13 protein-coding genes, 4 tRNA genes and 4 pseudogenes are annotated in these 21,587 nt (G+C 59.9%); 8 read left to right on the top strand and 13 right to left on the bottom strand.

What is annotated here, in order from left to right:
- Positions 1-33 precede the first annotated feature (33 nt).
- A pseudogene (locus HT737_RS24075) lies at positions 34-604 on the bottom strand (GNAT family N-acetyltransferase).
- A gap of 82 nt (positions 605-686) precedes the next feature.
- Between HT737_RS24075 and HT737_RS24070 the strand changes: the two are divergent.
- Complete coding sequence (locus tag HT737_RS24070; protein ID WP_047296732.1) at positions 687-1,607, top strand: histone deacetylase; 921 nt, start codon at positions 687-689, stop codon at positions 1,605-1,607.
- A 184-nt stretch (positions 1,608-1,791) separates the two neighbouring features.
- On the opposite strand, the gene HT737_RS24065 is transcribed toward HT737_RS24070, so the two are convergent.
- Positions 1,792-2,754 carry a zinc-binding dehydrogenase gene (locus HT737_RS24065; protein WP_121184446.1) on the bottom strand — a complete coding sequence of 321 codons (963 nt, stop codon included), beginning with the start codon at positions 2,752-2,754 and terminating at the stop codon, positions 1,792-1,794.
- Between the two features lie 138 nt (positions 2,755-2,892).
- Between HT737_RS24065 and HT737_RS24060 the strand changes: the two genes are divergently transcribed.
- On the top strand, positions 2,893-4,977 hold the full coding sequence (locus HT737_RS24060; protein ID WP_182404143.1) for a carboxy terminal-processing peptidase: 2,085 nt from the start codon (positions 2,893-2,895) through the stop codon (positions 4,975-4,977).
- A gap of 132 nt (positions 4,978-5,109) precedes the next feature.
- Positions 5,110-6,900, top strand: a complete 1,791-nt coding sequence (locus tag HT737_RS24055; RefSeq protein WP_131670029.1) for a bifunctional diguanylate cyclase/phosphodiesterase — start codon at positions 5,110-5,112, stop codon at positions 6,898-6,900.
- An 81-nt stretch (positions 6,901-6,981) separates the two neighbouring features.
- On the opposite strand, the gene HT737_RS24050 is transcribed toward HT737_RS24055, so the two are convergent.
- From HT737_RS24050 to HT737_RS24020, 7 genes and pseudogenes are all read right to left on the bottom strand, one after another.
- Positions 6,982-7,284 (bottom strand): contact-dependent growth inhibition system immunity protein, encoded by a 303-nt coding sequence (locus tag HT737_RS24050; protein ID WP_121184442.1) that lies wholly within the window; start codon positions 7,282-7,284, stop codon positions 6,982-6,984.
- Positions 7,281-11,925: pseudogene (locus tag HT737_RS24045) on the bottom strand (RHS repeat-associated core domain-containing protein). Before HT737_RS24045 ends, HT737_RS24050 begins: the two are co-directional and overlap by 4 nt.
- A gap of 247 nt (positions 11,926-12,172) precedes the next feature.
- Positions 12,173-12,571: an SEL1-like repeat protein gene (locus tag HT737_RS24040; RefSeq protein WP_182404142.1), complete on the bottom strand. Its 399-nt coding sequence runs from the start codon at positions 12,569-12,571 to the stop codon at positions 12,173-12,175.
- Positions 12,572-12,943: a hypothetical protein gene (locus HT737_RS24035; protein WP_003223109.1), complete on the bottom strand. Its 372-nt coding sequence runs from the start codon at positions 12,941-12,943 to the stop codon at positions 12,572-12,574.
- A complete protein-coding gene (locus HT737_RS24030; protein WP_041071888.1) occupies positions 12,940-13,281 on the bottom strand; it encodes a helix-turn-helix domain-containing protein in 342 nt (113 codons plus the stop codon). The genes HT737_RS24035 and HT737_RS24030 overlap by 4 nt, the downstream gene beginning before the upstream one ends.
- Before the next feature lie 113 nt (positions 13,282-13,394).
- On the bottom strand, positions 13,395-13,850 hold the full coding sequence (locus HT737_RS24025) for a YkvA family protein (RefSeq protein WP_041071886.1): 456 nt from the start codon (positions 13,848-13,850) through the stop codon (positions 13,395-13,397).
- A gap of 300 nt (positions 13,851-14,150) precedes the next feature.
- Positions 14,151-14,867 carry an FKBP-type peptidyl-prolyl cis-trans isomerase gene (locus tag HT737_RS24020; RefSeq protein WP_007966725.1) on the bottom strand — a complete coding sequence of 239 codons (717 nt, stop codon included), beginning with the start codon at positions 14,865-14,867 and terminating at the stop codon, positions 14,151-14,153.
- A 270-nt stretch (positions 14,868-15,137) separates the two neighbouring features.
- Between HT737_RS24020 and HT737_RS32425 the strand changes: the two are divergent.
- Both HT737_RS32425 and HT737_RS24010 read left to right on the top strand, forming a co-directional pair.
- Positions 15,138-16,947, top strand: a pseudogene (locus tag HT737_RS32425) (di-heme-cytochrome C peroxidase).
- A gap of 45 nt (positions 16,948-16,992) precedes the next feature.
- Positions 16,993-18,108 carry a catalase family protein gene (locus tag HT737_RS24010; protein ID WP_182404146.1) on the top strand — a complete coding sequence of 372 codons (1,116 nt, stop codon included), beginning with the start codon at positions 16,993-16,995 and terminating at the stop codon, positions 18,106-18,108.
- Between the two features lie 201 nt (positions 18,109-18,309).
- Here the strand turns inward: HT737_RS24010 and HT737_RS24005 are convergent.
- The 4 genes from HT737_RS24005 to HT737_RS23990 form a co-directional block, all read right to left on the bottom strand.
- Positions 18,310-18,386 (bottom strand) — tRNA-Asp (locus HT737_RS24005).
- Positions 18,387-18,405: 19 nt separating this feature from the next.
- Positions 18,406-18,481, bottom strand: a tRNA-Val gene (locus tag HT737_RS24000).
- 201 nt (positions 18,482-18,682) lie between these two features.
- Positions 18,683-18,759, bottom strand: a tRNA-Asp gene (locus HT737_RS23995).
- Positions 18,760-18,778: 19 nt separating this feature from the next.
- Positions 18,779-18,854: transfer RNA gene (locus tag HT737_RS23990), tRNA-Val, on the bottom strand.
- Between the two features lie 159 nt (positions 18,855-19,013).
- Between HT737_RS23990 and rdgC the strand changes: the two genes are divergently transcribed.
- The 3 genes and pseudogenes from rdgC (at position 19,014) to sugE (ending at position 21,509) form a co-directional block, all read left to right on the top strand.
- Positions 19,014-19,934, top strand: coding sequence for a recombination-associated protein RdgC (rdgC, locus tag HT737_RS23985; protein WP_003223096.1), 921 nt, complete (start codon positions 19,014-19,016; stop codon positions 19,932-19,934).
- A 174-nt stretch (positions 19,935-20,108) separates the two neighbouring features.
- Positions 20,109-21,075 (top strand): annotated as a pseudogene (locus HT737_RS23980) (bile acid:sodium symporter family protein).
- Between the two features lie 119 nt (positions 21,076-21,194).
- Positions 21,195-21,509, top strand: a complete 315-nt coding sequence (gene sugE, locus HT737_RS23975) for a quaternary ammonium compound efflux SMR transporter SugE (protein ID WP_182404141.1) — start codon at positions 21,195-21,197, stop codon at positions 21,507-21,509.
- Positions 21,510-21,587: the final 78 nt, after the last annotated feature.

Below are 21,587 nucleotides of genomic sequence, written 5' to 3'. Positions count from 1 at the left end.
CATTGTCGCGCCATTGTAAACGTCCGTGTCGGCTTAGCCATGCAGGGTTTGCAGCCATTGCTCCCTGGTAATCCGGTACAACACATGCCGGCGCAACGGGTGATCGACGGCAAGTTTGGGGTGATCGAAATCATCGGCCGGATCGTGCTGCATGCCAATCGCTTGCATGACTTTCTCCGAGGGCAGATTGCTCTGGGCGGTGAAGGACACGATTTCCTTCAGCGACAACCGGTCAAAGCCGCAACGCAGAGCGGTCCATGCCGCTTCGCTGGCATAGCCCAGCCCCCAATGCTCCGCGGGCCAGGCGCCAGCCGATTTCCACCGCTGGCGTGAACGGGGCATCGAAACCGACCACACCCAGGCCGGTGAAACCGATGAATTCGCCGCTGTCCTTGCGCTCCAGCGCCCATAATCCGAAGCCGTGTTCGGCAAAATGGCCGCGCACCCGACCAATGAGCGACGCACTTTCCAGACGGCTCAAGGGCTGTGGAAAGTAACGCATGACCTGCGGATCGGCACACATCGCCGCAAATGCCGGCAAATCCTCGTCCTGCCATTGGCGCATCAGCAATCGCGCACTTTCCAGTTGCAGTATCGGCTCCATCATGCCCCTCCGTTTCCATGCCGCAAGTCTACATCGCTGGTAGGATCGTTCACTCTTTCCATCGTTCCTACATGAAGTCGCCATGCCACTGCCGTTGATCTACCACGAAGACTACAGTCCCGAGTTTCCGGCGGATCACCGCTTTCCGATGGACAAGTTCCGTTTGCTGCGCGACCACCTGGTCGACAGCGGCCTGACCCGCGACGCCGACCTGCTGCGCCCGGAGATCTGCCCCAACGACATCCTCGCTCTGGCCCATGACCGTCGCTATATCGAACGCTACATGAGCGGCGAGTTGTCCCGCGAAGACCAGCGGCGCCTTGGCTTGCCCTGGAACGAAGCGCTGGCGCGGCGTACGGTGCGGGCGGTCGGCGGTTCGATTCTGGCGGCAGAGAAAGCCCTGGAGCATGGTCTGGCCTGTCACCTCGCCGGCGGCACCCATCACGCCCACTACGATTACCCGGCCGGCTTCTGCATTTTCAATGACCTGGCGATCATCAGCCATTACCTGCTGCAAAGCGGCCGGGTGAACCGGGTGCTGATTTTTGATTGCGACGTGCATCAGGGTGATGGCACCGCACGCATCCTCCACGACACGCCGGAGGCGATCACCGTTTCCCTGCACTGTGAAAAGAATTTTCCTGCCCGCAAGGCCGAAAGCGATTGGGACATTCCGCTGCCCAAAGGCATGGGCGATGGCGACTACCTGAAGGTGGTGGATGACACGCTCAACTACCTGCTGCCGCTGTATCAACCGGACCTGGTGCTGTACGACGCCGGGGTCGATGTGCACAAGGACGACGCCCTCGGTTATCTGCAACTGACAGACGAAGGCGTCGCCGCCCGCGATGAAAGCGTGATGCGCCATTGCCTGGGCCGCGACATCCCGGTGGTTGGCGTGATCGGCGGTGGCTACAGCAAGGATCGCCACGCCCTCGCCCGCCGCCACGGCATCCTGCATCACAGCGCGCAACGGGTCTGGACGTCACACGGTTGTCACTGAGCTGTGCTGCGTTACCCACAATGGCTGTGGAACGGCCTGTGGATAACCTGAGCGAAAGGGACTACAGCCCACAGCGAGCATGACGTACAGCGCGCTGATCATTTTTCAACCAGTCCGCCAGATTTACCGTCGATCCCCTGTAGGAGCTGCCGCAGGCTGCGATCTTTTGATCTTGCCCTTCCAATCAGCTCAGACTGTCGTCAATCACCAGCACCACTTTCCCCGAAACCGTATTGCTCGCCAGCTCGGCAAACGCCGCCTCGGCGTCTTTCACCGGAAAGGTTTTCGCCAGTTGCGGACTCAACCGTCCTTCGGCAAACAGCGGCCATACATGCTGGCTCAAGTCGCTGAACAGGTCGGCCTTGAACTGATCATCGCGACTGCGCAACGTCGAACCGAGCAACTGCACACGTTTGGCCAGTACCTGTGCCAGGTCCAGTTTCGCCTCACGTCCGCCCATCAGACCAATCAGCACCCAGCGTCCATCCAGCGCCGTCAACTTGAGGTTCAGCGCCGCGTAATTGCCGCCGACCGGATCGAGGATCACGTCAAACGGACCGAAGTCGCGCAGACTCTCCAGGTCATCGCTGCGCACCACCCCGCCCTGGGCGCCCAGCGCTTCACAGTAGGCCAGACGCTCGGGCGAGCCAACGCTGACCCAACAGGGATTGCCGAACGCCTTGCACAGCTGAATGGCGGCTGAACCAATTCCACTCGCGCCAGCATGCAGCAGAACCTTCTCGCCCGGTTTCAACGCCGCCAGTTGAAACACGTTGAGCCAGACCGTTGCATAAACCTCGGGTAATGCCGCGGCCTCGATCAACGAAACACCTTCGGGCACCGGCAGCACGTGCCGTCCGTCGACGACCACCTCTTCGGCCATTCCGCCCCCGGCCAGCAACGCGCAGACCCGGTCGCCGACCTGCCACGACGAGCCGGCGCCGACTTCGCTGATCACCCCGGAGCACTCAAGACCGAGCACCTGACTGGCACCGGGCGGCGGTGGATAAAGCCCGGCTTTCTGTAATAAATCGGCGCGATTGAGGCCGGCTGCCGCCACACGAATGCGCACTTGTCCTACATCACATGCCGGACTCGGCTCTTCAACCCATGCCACTTGACCTTCAACGCCTTGCAATGCCTTCACAGTGCCTCCATAGTGAGTCTGGACTGAGCCCGAAGCTGTAGCGCCGGGCTTTTTGCATTATGCGACCGGCTCTCGTAGAACCGGCGACTTCAAAGACGGCCTAATATGCGTTATCAATTGTCCCCGCGTCGAATCAGCATGAAGCATTTGCTCCCCAGCACCGCCCTCGCTCTTTTCATCGGTATCGGCTTGTTGCCGATGTCGGGCAAAACCTTCGCAGCCAACAGCTGGGACAACTTGCAGCCTGATCGCGACGAAGTGATCGCCAGTCTCAACGTCGTCGAGTTGCTCAAGCGTCACCACTACAGCAAGCCGCCGCTCGACGATGCGCGCTCGGTGATCATCTACGACAGCTACATCAAGCTGCTGGACCCGTCGCGCAGCTATTTCATGGCCAGCGACATCGCCGAATTCGACAAGTGGAAGACCCAGTTCGACGACTTCCTCAAAAGCGGCGACCTCAACGCCGGGTTCACCATCTACAAGCGCTATCTGGACCGCGTCAAGGCGCGTCTGGACTTCGCCATTGCGGAGCTGAACAAGGGCGTCGACAAGATGGACTTCACCACCAAGGAGACCTTGCTGATCGATCGCAAGGACGCCCCTTGGCTCAAATCCACCGCTGAACTCGACGACCTGTGGCGCAAACGCGTCAAGGACGAAGTGCTGCGGCAGAAGATTGCCGGCAAGGATTCCAAGCAGATCCAGGAAACCCTGACCAAGCGCTACAAGAATCAGTTGGCGCGCCTCGATCAGACCCGCGCGGAAGACATCTTCCAGGCGTACATCAACACCTTCGCCATGTCCTACGACCCGCACACCAATTATCTGTCGCCGGATAACGCGGAGAACTTCGACATCAACATGAGCCTGTCCCTGGAGGGCATCGGCGCCGTGTTGCAGAGCGACAACGATCAAGTGAAAGTCGTGCGTCTGGTGCCGGCAGGGCCGGCCGACAAGACCAAACAGGTCGCACCGGCCGACAAGATCATCGGCGTTGCCCAGGGCAACAAAGAGATGGTCGACGTGGTGGGCTGGCGTCTGGACGAAGTGGTCAAGCTGATCCGCGGCCCGAAAGGCACCGTGGTGCGCCTGGAAGTGATTCCGGCGAGCAATGCGCCGAACGACCAGACCAGCAAGATCGTGCCGATCACTCGCGAAGCGGTGAAGCTTGAAGACCAGGCGGTGAAAAAGTCCGTGCTGAACCTGAAACAGGACGGCAAGGACTACAAGCTCGGCGTCATTGAGATCCCGGCCTTCTACCTCGACTTCAAGGCGTTCCGTGCCGGTGATCCGGATTACAAGAGCACCACCCGTGACGTCAAGAAACTGCTGACCGAACTTCAGAAAGAGAAAGTCGACGGCGTGGTCATCGACCTGCGCAACAACGGCGGCGGCTCCCTGCAGGAAGCCACCGAACTGACCAGCCTGTTCATCGACAAGGGCCCGACCGTCCTCGTGCGTAATGCCGATGGCCGCGTCGATGTCCTCGAAGATGAAAACCCGGGCGCGTTCTACAAAGGCCCGATGGCACTGCTGGTCAACCGCCTGTCCGCTTCGGCTTCGGAGATTTTTGCCGGCGCCATGCAGGACTACCATCGCGCACTGATCATCGGTGGCCAGACCTTCGGCAAAGGCACCGTACAGACCATTCAGCCGCTGAACCATGGCGAACTGAAACTGACGCTGGCCAAGTTCTACCGGGTGTCCGGGCAGAGTACCCAGCATCAGGGCGTGCTGCCGGACATCGACTACCCGTCGATCATCGACACCAAGGAAATCGGCGAAAGTGCCCTGCCGGAAGCCATGCCGTGGGACACCATCAAGGCGGCGATCAGGCCGGCCTCCGATCCGTTCAAACCATTCCTCGCGCAGCTCAAGTCCGAGCACGACGCACGCAGCGCCAAAGACGCCGAGTTCGTGTTCATCCGCGACAAGCTGGCCCTGGCGCAGAAGCTGATGGAAGAAAAAACCGTCAGCCTCAACGAAGCCGATCGTCGTGCCCAGCACGCGGACATCGATGCCAAGCAACTGGCGATGGAAAACATCCGTCGCAAAGCCAAAGGCGAAGAGCCGCTCAAAGAGCTGAAGAAAGAAGATGAAGACGCGCTGGCTGCAGCCGAGCCGGACAAGGTCAAACCAGAAGACGACGCCTACCTGAGCGAAACCGGGCGCGTGCTGCTGGATTACCTGAAGCTGAGCAATCAGGTGGCCAAGAAGTAAGATGATGGCAATTTAGTGGTGACGCTCCCCGGAGCGTCATCAAACAGTCATCATTCTGTCGTGAAATAAAGGACTGGGAGCGCCTCTAAAACAAGAGCGCTCCCAGTCCTTTTTTTATCGCCAGAGATTGCCATGACCACGACCGAACAGCTGAGTGCCTTGAGCTCGATCCTGACTCAAAGCGGTTTGCACAGCCTGTTCCAGCCGATCATCTGTCTCTCCGAGCGTCGCATTCTCGGCTACGAAGCCCTTACCCGAGGCCCGTCCAACAGCCCGCTACACTCGCCTATCGCGCTGTTCGCCGTGGCGCGTCAGGCTGGCCGCTTGAGTGAACTGGAAATCGCCTGCCGCCAGTCGGCCTGCCGTCGTTTCAACGAGCAGCAACTGCCGGGCAAGCTGTTCCTCAACGTCTCGCCGGAGTCCCTGCTCGAAGCCGCGCACCAACCGGGACGAACCCTGCAACTGCTGCAGGACTTCGGCATTCCGCCGAGCCAAGTGGTCATCGAACTCACCGAACAGACGCCGATCGACGATTTCCAGTTGCTGCAAACCGCGCTGCATCACTATCGGGCGATGGGCTTTTCGATTGCGCTGGATGACTTGGGCGCCGGCTATTCGAGCCTGCGTCTGTGGTCAGAACTGCGCCCGGATTACGTGAAGATCGACCGGCACTTTATCGACGGCATTCATCAGGACGCGTTGAAACGAGAGTTCGTCGGCTCGATCCTGCAAATCGCCAAGGCCTCGCGCGCGCAGGTGATCGCCGAGGGGATCGAGTTGCCGGAAGAATTGGCGGTGCTGACCGAAATGGGTGTCGATCTGGTGCAGGGCTACCTGCTCGGTCGCCCACAGGAACATCCATCTCGCGATGCCCGGGCCTTGATGCCGAAACACGACAGCAGCGCCGTGGCGTTGAATGACGAAGGCAGCGACCTCAGCGCCCTGCTCAACGACCAACCGGCGGTGCATCGCGACACGCCGACTGCCACGGTGCTGGAGGCCTTCCGCCGCCAAGCCAATCTGAATTCACTGGCAGTGCTCGACGAACAGGGCCAGCCATGCGGCATCGTCCATCGCCATTCGCTGTCCGACGCACTGCTGAAACCGTTCGCCACCGACCTGTTCGCGCGCAAACCGATCAGCCGCCTGATGAACGACGACTTCCTCGCCGTGGAAATGAGCCAGTCGCTGCAACAGGTCAGCCGCCTGATCACCAGCCGCGCCCGACAGCGCATCGAAGAAGATTTCATCATCACCCTCAATGGCGGCTATCTCGGCCTCGGTCGGGTGATCGACGTGCTCAAACTGATCACCGAACTGAAAATCCAGCAGGCGCGCTACGCCAACCCGTTGACCCTGCTGCCCGGCAACGTGCCGATCCAGCAATGCCTGACCCGCCTGCTGCAACAGGGCCGCGAGTCGATCATCTGCTACGTCGACATCGACAGCTTCAAACCCTTCAACGACATCTACGGCTACGGCCGTGGCGACGAAGTCCTGCTGTGCCTGGCGCAATGCCTGAACGAACGCGTCGACCCGTCCCGCGACTTCGTCGGCCACATCGGCGGCGACGACTTCCTGCTGGTGCTCGGCCCGGAAGACTGGCGCAAACGCCTCAATCAACTGCTCGACGACTTCCAGAGCCAATGCCGTCGTTTCTATCGCCCGGAGCACCTTGAAGCTGGCTGCTTCATCGCGCCGAATCGCCAGGGTGTGCGGCAGGAGTTTCCGCTGCTCTCGTTATCGATCGGCGTCGTCCACCTGCAACCCGAGGCCTGCGCAGAACTGGATGCCAGCCAACTCGCGGAAATGGCTTCGCAGGCGAAGCATCATGCGAAGAATGTTCCGGGGTATAGCGTGCATGTGATTGATAGTCTCAGTGCTGCCGACCTTCAACTGCCGCAACTGATTGGTCAACGATGATTCCACAGACGACATAACCACTTTTCCAAATCTGAAAAAAATTATTCAGATCAACTCCAGAACTTAAAAAAGCAACTCACTCTAATTTTTTCCACTTTGCAGCATAGCCAGCACGTGGCTTAACCATTCTTGACCGGAAGTCCACTTATTCCAATAGCAGTAGTAGCAACTGAGATCTCTCAACAAGTAATCTCTTATCGTCACCTCATCTTTATCTTGACTCAGCAAAGACTGCAACTCTTCACAAACCAAAAGTATTATTTCCGGATCTGAGGTTTGTAAGAAGTCAGCAATAACTTTATCGGGGGTGTCGTACTCTATTAGCCAATCTTGATGAAAGTAGGCCCCAAAAAAGTCGTGAAGCTCGGGAAATTCTTGATTCATAGTTCTGGAAATCCGGTCAGCAAAAAATATCCCAAAGGGAGTGTAGGGTCTTTTTTCAGAACTAGCAGGAGTTTTAGTGCCGACCGAGGATGTGTGGCGCCATTCAGCAAGCTCACTCCCACCGGCTGGTTGAGATCGTGGGTGATAGTTGTCTTTCCCTTTGTGCTATTTAAAAAATCTTGCACCTTTTGCGCATTCACCCTCAAAGCTTCTGAAACAGCGGCCTCAGCTCCGGCGCGGTTGGAAAATGTAGAAGCTGCTGGAATATGTGGCTCCGCCATTAATCTTTGGGCTAACTGCGCATCTGTTCTACCAATATGTTTGATTATTAGATGTCCGCCCTGAGCCTCATGCGCAGCCAAGCCCCCACCTGGAACTATCTCGCTGTAAGGCCCTTCAGCTTGTATTGCCCCCGGACACGGATTGCAAGCCAACCCCAACGGATCCACCCACCCCGTCGGATTCGGCACATACCGGTACTGATTCAACCCACCTGCCAACTTGATGGGATCCGGCGTCAGATACCGTCCCAACCTCGGGTCGTAATACCGATGCCGGTTGTAATGCAGCCCACTCTCCGCGTCGAAATACTGCCCCTGAAAGCGCAGCGGCTGGTCGAGGTAGTCCTCGCCGGCGAGGGTGATGGCTGCGACTTTGCCGTAGGCGTCGTATTGCGCCGACCAGACGATTTCGCCGCTGTAATCGGTCAGTTCCTGCGGGGTGCCGAGGTGGTCGAGCTGGTAGTAGAACGGGCAGGCGCGTTTCGGGCCTTTACCGTCGAGCAGCGCCAGCGGGCGGAAGGTGCCGGGTTCGTAGACGTAGCTGCGGTATTGGACCTTGCTGCTTTCGGCGACGAGATGGTCGCCTTGCCAGAAGAACTCGGTGCTGTGGCCGTCGACGGTCTTGCGGATGCGTCGACCAAAAGCGTCATATTGGTAGGTCGCGGTTTGGCCGTCCGGGCGGGTCAGGCCGATCAGGCGGTGCTGGCAGTCGTAGCGGTATTCGGTGATCAGCAGTTGATCGCGGCCGCGACGCTCGCGGATCAGGTTGCCGAAGGCGTCATAGTCGTAATGCCGGTCGCCCTGGATCAGCAGGCGGTTGCCCTTGATCCGGGTGGGGCCGGGACGGTCCTGCATCAGCAGGTTGCCGGCCGGGTCGTGGGCGAAGGCTTCCGGCAGTTCGTCGCGCGAATGACGTACGCGGATCAAGCGGTCGAGGGCGTCGTAGCCGTAGGTGCGCTGACCGTGACGGCTGTCGGCAATGTGTTCCAGATTGCCGTTGGCGCTGTAGGCATAATCGCGGCGATACAGCGAAGCGTGCTGATGACCTACAGCGTGGGCCAGCAAACGGCCCTGGTCGTCGTAGGCGTATTCGCTGAGCAGCAGGCCTTGCTGGCGTTGTTGTTCACGACCCGATTGATAGACGTGGCTGGTCAGCCGCGTGCCATTAAGGTCAATGGCGGTCAGCGCGCCGCCCTTGGCGTAGTGATAGTCGAGCGTGCTGTTGTCCGGCAGACGCTGGCGCTTGAGCTGGCCGCAGGCGTCATAGGCATAACGCAAGGTGCCCCAGCCCTGATGCTCGGTGATCAGCCGGTCCTGCAGGTCGTATTCAAAGGCCAGTGGATGTTGCTGGCCGTCATCGACGCCGATCAACCGGCCCAGGCGGTCATAGCGATACTCGACCTGAACTCCGTCGGGCAGGGTTTTCAGCAGCAGACGCCCGGCCGCATCACGCGCGTAGGCAGTGACCAGCGTCGAGCCGTCGTCGCCGAACTCGGTCTTCTCCAGCAGGTGCCCGTTACGGTCGTAGGCGTATGCGGTGCGCCGGCCGTCGAAGCCGGTTTCCTGTCGGATCAATCCGGTAGGCGTGTAGTCCAGTCGGTACTTTTCGCCGGATTCGTTCTCGATTTCCGTCAGCAGCAGTTGCGCATGGTCGTAGCGATACTGCACCCGCGTGCCGTCGGGATTGATCCTGCGCGAGACCAGATGCAGGTCGTCGTCATACTCGTAACGGGTGATGCGCCCGAGCTCGTCGCGCTCGGCCGTGACCTGGCCGTACGCGCCGTAGCTGTAGGCGCGGGTGGCGCCTGTAGGTAACGTCGTCTGAACCAGTCGGCCAATGGCATCCCACTGCTGGCGAGTGACGGCACCGTGTTCGTCGCAAGTGGTCGTCCGTCGCCCCAGCGCATCGTAGGAAAAACGCCGTACACCGCCGTCAGGCAGGGTTTCCTCGATCAGTTGGCCGAGGTCATTCCACGACAACTTGTGCCGGCTGCTGTCCGGATAGCGGATCGACAGCAACTGCCCGCGCGTGTCGTAGTAGTAATGGGTGACCTGGCCGTCCGGATCGACCGCCTCGGTGACATCCCCTTCGGCGTTGCGCCGATACGTCCAGACCGCGTCACCACGAGAACGGCTGTGCAGGAAACCGTTGCGATACTCGTAGGACGTTGGCTCATCGTCCGGCGGAAGCAGCGCGATCAGCCGTCCGACGGCGTCGTAGCGGTATTCGGTGACCGCACCCAGCGGATCCTGCTCGGCGATCAACCGGCCCGCAGCGTCATACGCCTTGAGATGCTCACCGCCATCGGCCTCGACCTTGCGCACCAGCCGTGCGCTGTCATCGTGGACGTAGATTTCTTCGGTGCCATCAACGTAATGCACCGTGACGCGGTCGCTGTCGTCCCAGACATACCGCGTATTCATCTGCGCGAACGAGGCCCAATGGCGCACGCAACGCGCGGCTTTGCCGGAACGATCCCACTCCCAGAAAAAAGCTCGCGCCGCCGCTCAGTTGCCGCTGCAGGATGACGTGCTGATCGTCGTAGTCGTAACGCTCGCTGTCCCCGACGGCATTGGTCGCGGCCAACAATCGCTGACGGGCGTCGTAGCAATAACTGACCAGCGTTTGCTCGGTGCGCCAGCCACCCGCCTCAAACACCTGGTAATCAACTGCCACCAGATGCGCCCGGTCGTAGCGCAACAGCAGCGAGCGCCCGGCCCCGTTATCCAGGCGCTGCAGACGCTCGGAATGATCGCGATGCACCGTCAGACGATTGCCATACCCATCACTGACCGCCGTCAGTCGCCCGGCACGAAAGTGATAAAACCGCGCCGCCTCCCCCGCCAGCGCGAGGATCAGTTCCTCCGGCTCATCGCCGAGAAAAATCGCCGCCCGTGACAGGCTGTTGTGGATCTGCGGCCGTTCAACACTGGGCAATGGGAACCGCGTGCGCCGGTTCTCGTGATCGACCCAGACCACCGCCTCGCCATCGAACTCCAGCCGATGCGCCAGCGAATGGCTCCAGCCAAACCCCAGTCCGACATTGATCTCCACCGCGCTGGTGCGGTACAACCGGGTGAACTCGAACGGCAGCAAGCCATCGAGCGTGCCATCGGTCAGGGTCAGCAGTTCTTCGCCGGTGACCATCGACACCGGGCAGCCGTTGGTGCAGGTCAGCGGCGCGCAATCGGCGCTGTCGCCGTTGGGGTTTTTCGCTTGTTCCGGCGCGTCGTCGTGATGCTCGTTTTTCTTCAGGGCGGCATTGCGCTTCGCATCCCAGCGCAACTGCATGCGGCCCTTTTTAACGCCGGCGGCAATGCCTCGCGCGGCGACGGTTTTGTACTGGTCGACGTAATGGATGAACGTGTTGACGATGCCGAACAGCGCCTTGACCAGACGTTTCACAACCGTGAGCAGCTGGGCGGCGCGATCCGCCAGACGTAGCGTCAGATAAGCGATCCCCGCACAAGCCCCGACGAATGTCAACACAACGCCGATCAGCACATCGAGCAGCACCTGCACGATCATCATCGACGCCGTTTCAGCGGTTTTGCCGGCGATCTGGCTGGGCGGCAGCATCTCCAGCCAGAGACTCGCACTGCGCAGCAGCAAACACAGCGCCGCCTCATCGCTGACCAGCAACTGCAGTTTTTGCATGACATCCGGAGCTGATTCTGCGAGGCGGATCAGATCGGCCGCGCCGCTTCCAAGGCGATCGGCAAACGCTCCTGGATCCTGCAGAATTTCCGACAGCATGCCGAGGCTGTCCCACACCCCCTCGATCGCCGCCCAGCTCCCGGCGAGCATGCCGTTGCCTGCCGCTGTCGCCACCGACTGCGACCACTGCGGCTTGAACCCCTGCCACTCGCTGCGCAGCCAGCCCTCCAGATTGCCGGTCAAACCGTCGTAGGACTTGAACAGCGCCTCGATCTGCTCCGAGGTAACGTCGCTGTGCACCTGCACGCGATAGAACTTGCCGGGCGTCCCGGTGAATGTTCCCCGGCCTTGCGCATCAAGTCGGACGGGGAATATTTGGCCATCATCCACCGCCACCACATCGACCACGATGTCGCCCAGCGGAATGTCGTACACCGACTCGAATTTGCTCTCGATCGTCAGCACCCCGCTTTTCGGGCACTGCACGACGCCGGAGGCAAACTCACTGTCTCCTGTGCTGACAGCGGTGATGCGATCACCGAAACGGATGATCCGCTCCATGCCCATCAGCGACGGCAGATCCGCCGCGTGGCTGACCTGATCCACCGCGCTGCTGAACCAGTGTTCAAGCTGCTGGCGATAGAGGCTGAGGGTGTCGGGAAAGCTGTCGAGTTCCTGCTCGATACGGCTGACGGCTTCCATCAGCGCACGCAACGATGCGGGGTGGAATGAAAAACCGGGTCAAACATGAACGTTCCCTCGCGCAAAAATTAGGCGCGGGGACTTTGCGGGGGATCAATCAGGAAAGAAGTCAGGCGAGTAGGCTTTTGCTGTAGGACAAATCTGCAAAGGACTGATTACTACAAAAACGTATGGCGATAAACGCAAACGTGGCGTGAGGTTTCCCTCACGCCACGTTTATCGGACGATACAAAATGATTTACTGGGTTTAATCCCGAGCGCTCAACTCTTGGAGTTTGAGCTCGGCCAACGGGTGGCCGGCCTTGGCGGCCAGCGTCCACCAGCGCGCCGCTTCTGTCGGATCCGGCGCTTTGCCCGGAGTACCGGCCAGGCTGATCACGCCGACCTGATAAGCCGCTTTGCCATCGCCGGCGAGCGCCGCCAGACGCAACAGCCGCACACCTTCTTCGCGGGCGCCCAGGCCAACACCGCGAAACGTCAGAATGTGCCCATAAAAGCTTTGCGCACCGACATCGCCCAGATTGGCCATGCGCGCAAACTGCCCTTCGAGCCAGCGCCAGCCTCTGGGCTGGCGGACGAACCACGACCAGTGAAACAGCCTGCGGGCCAACCAGTAACTGGCTGACGCCTTGAGTCGAAAGAACACTCAGGCCTCCGCCGATTCCGGGTACTCGTATTCGAAGACCCTGACCACTTCCGACGCATGCCAAGAGGCAGCCGCAACGCCATCGGATGGCCCGGAGAAACGTCCCAGACGTTCAACGCATTCAAAAAAACCGGTTCGTGGCAAACGACTGGCCCCTTGGCTGATCACCAGCGAACTGCGCAATGGCTGCTCGGCCTTGGCGTCGAGTGCGGCCAGATGCTCAAGTGCCGCGGTCAGCGTCTGCATCGCCGGCGTCGGCAGTTGCAAACGTTCGAGCAAGGCTCGATAGGTCAACAGATGGCGCTGCCTGCGCGCCTGATCCAGCTCCCCCAGCAATCCGTCCCAATGTTGACGACTGATGCGTACGCTCACGATTCATCCCTCCAACCCGGCACCGTCAGTTCCCAGGCCAGGCTGCGGCGAATCGCGGCGTCAGGTTGACGCTCGCCGCTTTCGATCATGGCCAGATAAGACGGGCTGATGCCTACCGTGCGGGCCAGCGCCTCGATGGCGATGCCCTTCCCTTCGCGCAAACTGCGTAGTTGATCCAGACCTGGAAGAATCGGGTCTGGCGCTGCGGCGGCCGGCGCTGGCGCCTGCTGCTGCGGTATGTCGTTGATGCCTGCTGCTTTCAGTAGAGCCTGATACTGGCCCCATGGCAGAACCGCGTATTCGGGTTCGCCATCGCGTGCAATTATCTGAATATCCATGACTACCCCGTAGGACAACAACACTTAGCGAGTCGGCACTTTTCCCTAGAAGTGTAATCCTAACAGCGGCCAAGGTCGCGGGGGGGTATCAATCTGCCTGCAGGCGAGGTGAATCAGGTTTTTTTCGGGCCCTGCAGTTGAAGTTGCTCGGGGGTATCGGGCAAACGTTCGACCACTGCGAGTTTTTCCGGCTGTTGTCGATTGCGCCAGAGCCGGAAGGCAGCGAGTTCGTCGTCGAGGGTTTTCATCAGCCAGGCGAGAACAGCAATGTCATCGAGCATGCCGAAGACGGGGATGAAATCCGGGATCGCGTCCACCGGGCTGAGGAAATACATCAACCCTGCCACCACCGAAACGATGGCTTTCGGACTGATCGCCCGGTACTCGCCGCGCCAGTAAGCCAGACACAAGGCCTGGAGCAAGCGCAGATCATCCTTGAGCTTGCCCAGGCGATTACCTTGCGCAGCGCCCTTGCTCGCCACGGCGAACAGCAGAGTCGGCAGCCGGCCACGGGCCAGCAGGCGTCCCGCCAGAGGCAGAAACCGGGCGAAATTCCACGGCGCTTTCATCTATTTCTCCCGTTGAAATGTTATCCACACAAATTGTGGATAACCTTGTGAACAGAGCTGCATTTCAGCGCTGAGAGCCCCGTTTCATAAGGGCTTCGCTCAGATCGGGCGTTTTTTACTCACATAAAAAAACCCAATATTTCATTGACTTGGCGGCTCAGGACGTCTACCCACGGTGGCCTCAATCTCTAGGACTGCTGTCAGCGGCATCCGTTCGCTCTGTTTACCTGCGCCATCCTTCAGATGCAACAACGCCCCGCATAAGCGAGGCGTTGTTGGCGAAGCCGTTACCGAAGCCTGTTACTTGGCAGCGGCGTCTTCTTTGGCTGGATCCTTGATGGCCAGCAGTTCCAGGTCGAAGACCAGAACCGAGTTGGCCGGGATTGCCGGGCTTGGCGATTGCGCGCCGTAAGCCAGATCGCTAGGGATGTACAGTTTGTACTTCTCGCCAACGTGCATCAGTTGCAGACCTTCAACCCAACCCGGGATCACGCCGCTGACCGGCAGATCGATCGGGCTGCCACGTTCAACGGAGCTGTCGAACACGGTGCCGTTGGTCAGCTTGCCGGTGTAGTGAACAGTCACTACGTCGGTCGGCTTGGGCTGCGGGCCGTCGGCTTTCTTGACCACTTCGTACTGCAGACCGGAAGCGGTGGTGGTAACGCCAGGCTTCTTGCCGTTTTCTTCGAGGAATTTCTTGCCGGCGGCTGCCGACTCTTCGCTCATCTTGGCCATACGCTCTTCGGCACGCTTTTGCAGCGCGGCGAAAGCTTCGACCAGTTCTTCGTCTTTCAGCTTCTGTTCTTTCTTGCCGACGGCATCTTCGATGCCCTGGGCTACCGCTTTGGAGTCCAGATCATCCATGCCTTCCTGAGCAAGGCTCTTGCCCATGTTCAGGCCGATACCGTAGGAAGCTTTTTGCGCCGGGGTTTTCAGCTCTACGCTGGTCTGCGAATCACAACCCGCGAGGACCAGGCTAACCAGGGCTACCGCCGCCGCCAACCGATGCTGTTTCATGCTATTTCCTTGTTCATGCGCCGAAAGGGCAATCGAGTAAAGCCGCGAGCTTATCAGGCCGCCACGACCAATGGCTACCGGCATGAGAGCAGGAAACGTCCGATAAGTTCAGGGATTAAAACGCATTCGGGCAAAGCGACGATGAAGCTTCTGTCATCTGGGCCTGACAAGGGCTGACGAGACTTCCTACGACAGTTGGCGTAATGGCCACTTGCCGCACCTGCAACAGCTGAGGCATAACAGCGCAACAACTCGACAAGGATGTTTATCTTGCGCCTCTTATTCCGTTTGCTGACTCTGATCGTGGTACTGCTGGGCCTGGTCCTGACCGTCATTCTGTACTACGTCGCCAACCCGAAACTCCCCTTCTATACCCCGGCCCAACAGGTGCATTACCTGCAACAGTGGAGTGAGGAGGAGCGCCAGACTTACTATTTCACCCCGCAAGGGACGCAGGTCAAAGGCCTGCGCTATGAATGGTTCCAGGCGCTGGAGCTGCCCTTCTCGCAGCAGCGTTTCGCGTCCCCGGAATACCTCGCACGCTTCGGTTTTCTGGTTGATCCGCAGCAGAAAGCCACGCCGAACAATCCGGGCAATCTGCCGGTCGGTTTCGCGCGCCATCAGAACCCCGGCGGTACCGAGCAATACCTCGATATCACCTGCGCCGCCTGCCACACCGGCGAACTGCGCTTCAACGGCCAGGCCGTGCGGATCGACGGCGGGTCGGCGCAGCATGTTTTGCCTTCCAGCGTTCCTACGTTGCGCGGTGGCAGTTTCGGGCAGGCATTGGCCGCCAGTCTGACCTCGACTTACTACAACCCGTGGAAATTCGAACGCTTCGCCAGAAATGTTCTGGGCGATGACTACGAGCCGCGCCGCGAGCAACTGCGCAAAGACGTCAAGCAATCGCTGAACACCTTCCTCAAAGTCGCCTGGAACGATACCCATCGCGGCCTCTACCCGACCGAGGAAGGCCCTGGACGCACCGATGCGTTCGGCCGCATTGCCAACGCCACCTTCGGCGACGCAATTTCCCCCCGCCAACTACCGCGTGGCGAACGCCCCGGTCGACTACCCGCAACTGTGGGACATGTGGACCTTCGACTGGGTGCAGTGGAACGGCTCGGCGCAGCAACCGATGGCGCGCAACATCGGTGAAGCGTTGGGCGTCGGCGCCACGCTGAATTTCTTCGACAGCAACGGCCAGCCGCTGCAAGGCGATGCGCGTTATGCCTCGAGTGTGCGCGTACGCGATCTGCACACAATCGAGGAAACCCTGCAACGCCTGCAACCACCAGCCTGGCCGGAAGATGTCCTGGGCGCCATCGACAAACCGCTGGCCGCCAAGGGCCGCACGCTGTTTGCCGAGAACTGCGCCGGTTGCCACGTGCCGCGCAAGACTCAGGAAGGCGAGCGCTGGGTGCAGCACTTGCACATGTTGCCGGTCGAGGTGATCGGCACCGACCCGAATGCCGCGACCAACATTGCCACTCACCGTTTCGACCTGACCCCGCTGCAATGGGACCCGAAAGAACTCGAACAGATGGATGTGAAGTTGCATCCGACGCCCACCGAACCACTGGACCTGAGCCAGCTATCGGTGGCCAAGGGCCTGGCCTACGTCACCGCGTTCGTCGAGAACCGTGCCTATCGCGAGGCCGGCGTCACCGCTGAGGAAAAGCCACAACTCGACGGCTTCGGCCTGCCGATCGGTGTGCGTGAAAAGGTTGCCTACAAGGCCAGGCCACTGGCCGGCGTCTGGGCCACCGCGCCGTTCCTGCACAACGGTTCGGTGCCAAGCCTTTATCAGTTGCTGTCGCCGCAGGATGAGCGCGCGACGACTTTCTATAAGGGTTCGTTCGAGTATGACCCGCGCCATCTGGGTTATCGCACCGAAGCCTTCACCAACGGCTTTTTGTTCGATACGCGAATCACCGGCAACCACAACAGCGGCCACGAGTTCCGCGCTGGCGAGCGCGGCAATGGGGTTATCGGCCGCCTGCTGCAACCGGAAGAACGCTGGGCCTTGCTGGAGTACCTGAAAGTATTGGGCGGGCCATTGGAGGCGCAACTGCCATGATGATCAACTCGTAACAAAAAACCCTCCCTTCTCGCCCGCTTCTGGCTGTGGCTGGGGCGACTGCTGGGCAAAACCCTGCTGGCCCTGCTGATTGTCGGCCTGCTGGGCTGGGCGATCGCGAGCGCGTGGTTCATCTGGCAACACAGAGGTCCGGTGTCGGCGCAGGAACAGATTCCCGCCGGTGAAGCGGCCATGACCCAGGACGTGATCCAGACCGCCGTGCGTATCGTCGATCAACACCGCGAAGGCACACGCTACTTGCGCGATGCGCATGCCAAGGCACACGGTTGCGTAAAAGCCGAGGTCACGGTGTTGCCAGAACTGACGCCAGCGCTGCGCCAGGGTGTTTTCGGCGAACCGGGCAAAACCTGGCAGGCGCTGATTCGCTTGTCCAATGGCAACGCCTACCCGCAATTCGACAGCATCCGCGACGCCCGGGGAATGGCAATCAAGCTGCTCGAGGTCCCCGGCAAGCAGCTGCTCGGCGACCGTCCGGTGCGCCGTGAACAAGACTTCGTGATGTTCAGCCATCCGAACTTCTTCGTCAGCGATGTCGCTGAGTACCGTCAGAATGTGGCAGCCCAGGCTGACGGCAAAAAAATCATGGCGTTTTTCCCCGGTTGGGATCCGCGCACCTGGCAGATCCGTCACCTGCTCATCGCCCTGGCGACCCTGTCACCGCCGCCGGACAGCCCGACCGCGACCACCTACTTTTCGGTATCGCCTTACAAATTTGGCGAGGCCAATGCCAAGTTTCGCGTTGCGCCGGATCCGGACAACTGCCCGACCTACACCCTGCCCGCACAAAATCACGACCTGCCGAATTTCCTGCGCAGCGCCTTGAACCAACAACTGTCGACAGATCGGGTACCGGCGTGTTTCGTGCTGCAGATGCAGCGCCAGGATGCGAACAAGTACATGCCGATCGAGGACACCAGCATCGAGTGGCGCGAGCAGGATTCAGCGTTCGAAACAGTGGCACGGATCACCCTGCCGGCGCAGGACTTCGACACGCCAGCGCTGAATCTGGCATGCGACAACCTGTCGTTCAATCCGTGGTTTGGTATCGAGGCGCATCGGCCGATTGGCGGGATCAATCGCTTGCGTAAAGCGGTGTATGAGGCGGTGAGCGATTATCGGCACAGTCGCAATGCCGAATAGTCACAATTCCTCTGTAGGAGCTGTCGAGTGAAACGAGGCTGCGATCTTTTGATCTCTAAAAGCAAGATCAAAAGAATCGCAGCGTGCCGCAGCTCCTACAGAGGAGATCGAGTGATTTCACAAATCGCAGACAGCAAAAAGCCCGCACTCGGCGGGCTTTCTGTGGTGACCTGGCGTTCAGTGGGTCCAGGTGACCGAATATGGCGCAGCGGACGGGACTCGAACCCGCGACCCCCGGCGTGACAGGCCGGTATTCTAACCGACTGAACTACCGCTGCGCGAAACGCTTGAAACGAATGGTGGGTGATGACGGGATCGAACCGCCGACATTCTGCTTGTAAGGCAGACGCTCTCCCAGCTGAGCTAATCACCCCTTCGCTTCGTTACGGGGCGCATTATGCCACAAGTTTTCGTAATGTGTTGATTTAATTGAAGTTTTTTTCAAATAAATCCGAAAACCGGTGAAACGATACAAACCCGATGGAACAAGGTACAAACGTGAGACAGAAAAAAAACCCGCTTCAGCGGGTTTTTCCGTGGTGACCTGGCGTTCAGTGGTCCAGGTGACCGAAAATGGCGCAGCGGACGGGACTCGAACCCGCGACCCCCGGCGTGACAGGCCGGTATTCTAACCGACTGAACTACCGCTGCGCTAAACACTTGAAACGAATGGTGGGTGATGACGGGATCGAACCGCCGACATTCTGCTTGTAAGGCAGACGCTCTCCCAGCTGAGCTAATCACCCTTCGCTTCGGTGTGGCGCGCATTCTACGGAGCGACCCAACCTCTGGCAAGCACTTTTTTAATTAATTTTCTCAGGCCTTCCAAAGGCTTAGAGAAGGGTTGGCCTATGCCACGGCGAAGACAATAATGCCCCCCTTTGTATAAAGGAGAGACTCACCCCATGTGGTTCAAAAACCTGCTGATCTATCGCCTGACCCAAGACCTGCCTGTCGATGCCGAGGCGCTGGAAACTGCACTGGCCACCAAACTGGCGCGTCCATGTGCAAGCCAGGAGTTGACCACCTACGGTTTCGTCGCGCCGTTCGGCAAGGGCGAAGATGCACCACTGGTGCACGTCAGCGGCGACTTCCTGCTGATCGCTGCACGTAAGGAAGAACGTATTCTGCCGGGCAGCGTCGTGCGCGACGCGGTCAAGGAAAAGGTCGAAGAGATCGAAGCCGAGCAAATGCGCAAGGTCTATAAGAAAGAACGCGATCAGATCAAGGATGAAATCATCCAGGCGTTCCTGCCGCGTGCCTTTATCCGTCGTTCGTCGACCTTCGCTGCCATCGCACCGAAACAGGGCCTGATCCTGGTGAACTCGGCCAGCCCGAAACGCGCCGAAGACCTGCTCTCCACAATGCGTGAAGTGCTCGGCACCCTGCCCGTGCGTCCGCTGACCGTGAAAACCGCGCCGACCGCGGTGATGACCGAGTGGGTCACCACCCAGCAAGCAGCACCGGACTTCTTCGTGCTGGACGAATGCGAGCTGCGCGACACCCACGAAGACGGTGGCATCGTGCGTTGCAAGCGTCAGGACCTGACCAGCGAAGAAATTCAGCTGCACTTGAGCACCGGCAAAGTCGTCACTCAGCTGTCGCTGGCCTGGCAAGACAAGCTGTCGTTCATGCTCGATGACAAGATGACCGTCAAACGCCTGAAGTTCGAAGACCTGCTGCAGGATCAGGCAGAACAGGACGGTGGCGACGAGGCCCTGGGCCAACTGGACGCCAGCTTCACCCTGATGATGCTGACTTTTGGCGACTTCCTGCCGGCGCTGGTGGAAGCGTTGGGCGGGGAAGAGACTCCGCAGGGGATCTAAACCTCTCTCCGGCGCCCTCCTTTATTGAGGGCGCCTGAAAAAGCAAAGATCGCAGCCTTCGGCAGCTCCTACATTTGGAATGTGTTTTCCTGTATGAGCTGCCGAAGGCTGCGATCTTTTTGCTGGCACCGTATGCTTAGCTTCCTAACGCTTTCACATAATAAGGAACACGCCATGCGAGCACTGGCTGCACTGAGCCGCTTTGTCGGCAACACTTTCGCTTACTGGGTTCTGATTTTCGCCGTGATCGCATTCCTGCAACCGGCGTGGTTTCTCGGTCTCAAGGGTGCGATCGTGCCACTGCTGGGGCTGGTGATGTTCGGCATGGGTCTGACCCTCAAACTTGACGACTTTGCTGCCGTCGCCCGCCATCCGTGGCGTGTGGCTCTGGGCGTGGTCGCACATTTCGTGATCATGCCCGGTGTGGCGTGGTTGCTCTGCCAGATCTTCCATCTGCCACCGGAAATCGCCGTCGGGGTGATTCTGGTCGGCTGCTGCCCAAGCGGCACCTCCTCCAACGTCATGACCTGGCTGGCCCGCGGCGATCTGGCGCTGTCGGTGGCGATTGCTGCCGTCACCACCCTCCTCGCCCCGCTGCTGACTCCCGCGCTGATCTGGCTGCTGGCTTCGGCGTGGTTGCCGGTGTCGTTCATGGAGTTGTTCTGGTCAATCCTGCAAGTAGTGTTGCTGCCGATCGTGCTCGGCGTGGTCGCGCAACGCGTGCTCGGCGACAAGGTGCGCCACGCGGTGGACGTGTTGCCACTGGTGTCGGTGGTCAGCATCGTGATCATCGTCACCGCCGTGGTGGCCGCCAGCCAGGCGAAGATCGCCGAGTCCGGGCTGCTGATCATGGCCGTGGTGATGCTGCACAACAGCTTCGGCTACCTGCTGGGTTACTTCACCGGACGTCTGTTCAAGCTGCCACTGGCGCAGCGCAAGTCGCTGGCGCTGGAGGTCGGCATGCAGAACTCGGGGGTTGGGCGCGGCGCTGGCGAGTGCGCACTTCTCGCCGCTGGCGGCGGTACCGAGCGCGTTGTTCAGCGTCTGGCACAACATTTCCGGGGCGTTGCTCTCGACCTGGTTCCGGCGCATGAGCGAGAAGCAAGACCGTGAGGCGCTGGCGCAACAGCCGGCCGACTGACCGGGAAACTTGATCCCCGGATTAATGCTCGGCAGACTGTTGCGCTACGCGGGGACGACCCTGCGGCTCGATCGAGTTATCAATCTGGGGACGGCCCCGTCAATCGATGGAGGTCTCTCATGTCCTGGATCATTCTGTTTTTCGCCGGCCTGTTCGAAGTCGGCTGGGCCGTCGGCCTGAAGTACACCGACGGCTTCACCCGCCCGCTCCCCACCGTCCTGACCGTGGCGGCCATGGCCATCAGCCTCGGCCTGCTGGGCCTGGCGATGAAGGAATTGCCGCTGGGTACGGCTTATGCGATCTGGACCGGAGTCGGCGCTGTCGGCACGGTGATTGCCGGGATCATGCTGTTTGGCGAGTCGATGGCGTTGATTCGGCTGGCCAGTGTGGCGTTGATCGTGACCGGGTTGATCGGCCTTAAAGTAAGCGCTTAAGCCAATGGCCCCATCGCTGGCAAGCCAGCTCCCACAGGGATCTCCGGTGAACACAAGTCTTGTGTAAATCCAGAAAAC

Origin of the sequence: Pseudomonas sp. MD195_PC81_125 (genome assembly GCF_014060985.1) — a bacterium.
In the GTDB taxonomy this organism is placed as follows: Bacteria; Pseudomonadota; Gammaproteobacteria; order Pseudomonadales; family Pseudomonadaceae; genus Aquipseudomonas; species Aquipseudomonas parakoreensis.
Note: the sequence above shows the minus strand (reverse complement) of the source record. Positions and strands in the feature narration are given on the sequence as shown.